The sequence below is a fragment of the Mammaliicoccus sp. F-M27 genome (genome assembly GCF_022387115.1).
GTDB lineage: Bacteria > Bacillota > Bacilli > Staphylococcales > Staphylococcaceae > Mammaliicoccus > Mammaliicoccus vitulinus.
Genome location: NZ_JAJNIE010000030.1, coordinates 1 through 3122, shown reverse-complemented (window position 1 = coordinate 3122; position 3122 = coordinate 1). Strand labels below are relative to the sequence as shown.

Sequence of the window (3122 nt, the reverse complement as noted above, 5' to 3'; positions counted from 1 at the left end):
CTCTCGCGGAACGTAAGCCCAACTACCATCGGCGCTAAAGAGCTTAACTTCTGTGTTCGGCATGGGAACAGGTGTGACCTCTTTGCTATCGTCACCAGACAAATAGTAAAAACTATATTAGAATGTATTGCACATTCAAAACTAGATAGTAAGCAGATTTTACGGCTAAAAAACCGATTTAAAAATTTTGATTAAGTCTTCGATCGATTAGTATTCGTCAGCTACACACATTACTGCGCTTACACCCCGAACCTATTAACCTCATCATCTTTGAGGGATCTTATAACCGAAGTTGGGAAATCTCATCTTGAGGGGGGCTTCATGCTTAGATGCTTTCAGCACTTATCCCGTCCATACATAGCTACCCAGCTATGCCGCTGGCGCGACAACTGGTACACCAGAGGTATGTCCATCCCGGTCCTCTCGTACTAAGGACAGCTCCTCTCAAATTTCCTACGCCCACGACGGATAGGGACCGAACTGTCTCACGACGTTCTGAACCCAGCTCGCGTACCGCTTTAATGGGCGAACAGCCCAACCCTTGGGACCGACTACAGCCCCAGGATGCGATGAGCCGACATCGAGGTGCCAAACCTCCCCGTCGATGTGAACTCTTGGGGGAGATAAGCCTGTTATCCCCGGGGTAGCTTTTATCCGTTGAGCGATGGCCCTTCCATGCGGAACCACCGGATCACTAAGTCCGTCTTTCGACCCTGCTCGACTTGTAAGTCTCGCAGTCAAGCTCCCTTGTGCCTTTACACTCTGCGAATGATTTCCAACCATTCTGAGGGAACCTTTGAGCGCCTCCGTTACTCTTTAGGAGGCGACCGCCCCAGTCAAACTGCCCGCCTGACACTGTCTCCCACCATGATCAAATGGTGCGGGTTAGAAAGTCAACACAGCCAGGGTAGTATCCCACAAGCGCCTCCACGTAAGCTAGCGCTCACGCTTCTAAGGCTCCTACCTATCCTGTACAAGCTGTGCCAAATTTCAATATCAGGCTACAGTAAAGCTCCACGGGGTCTTTCCGTCCTGTCGCGGGTAACCTGCATCTTCACAGGTACTATGATTTCACCGAGTCTCTCGTTGAGACAGTGCCCAAATCGTTACGCCTTTCGTGCGGGTCGGAACTTACCCGACAAGGAATTTCGCTACCTTAGGACCGTTATAGTTACGGCCGCCGTTTACTGGGGCTTCGATTCGTAGCTTCGCAGAAGCTAACCACTCCTCTTAACCTTCCAGCACCGGGCAGGCGTCAGCCCCTATACATCACCTTACGGTTTAGCAGAGACCTGTGTTTTTGATAAACAGTCGCTTGGGCCTATTCACTGCGGCTCTTCAAGGCTTGCACCCTAAAAAGCACCCCTTCTCCCGAAGTTACGGGGTCATTTTGCCGAGTTCCTTAACGAGAGTTCGCTCGCTCACCTTAGAATTCTCATCTTGACTACCTGTGTCGGTTTGCGGTACGGGCACCTATTTTCTAACTAGAGGCTTTTCTTGGCAGTGTGAAATCAACGACTCGCCGGATACATGATCCAGCTCCCCATCACAACTCAACCTTACGAGTGCCGGATTTGCCTAACACTCAGTCTTGTTGCTTGGACGTGCACTCCAACAGCACGCTTCGCCTATCCTACTGCGTCCCCCCATCGTTCAAACAATCATAGGTGGTACAGGAATATCTACCTGTTATCCATCGCCTACGCCTATCGGCCTCGGCTTAGGTCCCGACTAACCCAGAGCGGACGAGCCTTCCTCTGGAAACCTTAGTCAATCGGTGGATGGGATTCTCACCCATCTTTCGCTACTCACACCGGCATTCTCACTTCTAAACATTCCACATGTCCTTACGATCATGCTTCGACACGTTTAGAACGCTCTCCTACCACTATCCTTACGGATAATCCACAGCTTCGGTAATATGTTTAGCCCCGGTACATTTTCGGCGCAGTGTCACTCGACTAGTGAGCTATTACGCACTCTTTAAATGATGGCTGCTTCTGAGCCAACATCCTAGTTGTCTGGGCAACGCCACATCCTTTTCCACTTAACATATATTTTGGGACCTTAGCTGGTGGTCTGGGCTGTTTCCCTTTCGACTATGGACCTTATCACCCATAGTCTAACTCCCAAGTTGAATTATTTGGCATTCGGAGTTTGTCTGAATTCGGTAACCCTAGAGGGGCCCCTCGTCCAAACAGTGCTCTACCTCCAATAATCACCACTTGAGGCTAGCCCTAAAGCTATTTCGGAGAGAACCAGCTATCTCCAAGTTCGATTGGAATTTCTCCGCTACCCACACCTCATCCGCTCACTTTTCAACGTAAGTCGGTTCGGTCCTCCATTCAGTGTTACCTGAACTTCAACCTGGACATGGGTAGATCACTTGGTTTCGGGTCTACGACCAGATACTCATTCGCCCTATTCAGACTCGCTTTCGCTACGGCTCCACATTTACTGCTTAACCTTGCATCAAATCGTAACTCGCCGGTTCATTCTACAAAAGGCACGCCATCACCCATTAACGGGCTCTGACTATTTGTAAGCACACGGTTTCAGGTTCTATTTCACTCCCCTTCCGGGGTGCTTTTCACCTTTCCCTCACGGTACTGGTTCACTATCGGTCACTAGAGAGTATTTAGCCTTGGGAGATGGTCCTCCCAGATTCCGACGGAATTTCACGTGTTCCGCCGTACTCAGGATCCACTCAGGAGAGAAATAACTTTCGACTACAGGACTTTTACCTTCTATGGTTGGCTTTTCCAAAGCCATTCGTCTAATTATTTCCTTTGTAACTCCGTGTTGAGTGTCCTACAACCCCAACAGGCAAGCCTGTTGGTTTGGGCTATTCCCGTTTCGCTCGCCGCTACTCAGGGAATCGAGTTTTCTTTCTCTTCCTCCGGGTACTAAGATGTTTCAGTTCTCCGGGTGTGCCTTCTCACATACTATGTATTCATATGTGGATAACATGACATAACTCATGCTGGGTTTCCCCATTCGGAAATCTCTGGATCAAAGCGTACTTACAGCTCCCCAAAGCATATCGTCGTTAGTAACGTCCTTCTTCGGCTTCTAGTGCCAAGGCATCCACCGTGCGCCCTTAATAACTTAATCTAATATTT

2 rRNA genes are annotated in these 3122 nt (G+C 49.4%); both read right to left on the bottom strand.

The features are described 5' to 3' along the window. Positions 1 to 99, bottom strand: a 5S ribosomal RNA gene (gene rrf, locus LQ598_RS13600); the annotation flags it as partial. Between the two features lie 88 nt (positions 100 to 187). Beyond that, positions 188 to 3114, bottom strand: a 23S ribosomal RNA gene (locus LQ598_RS13595). Positions 3115 to 3122: the final 8 nt, after the last annotated feature.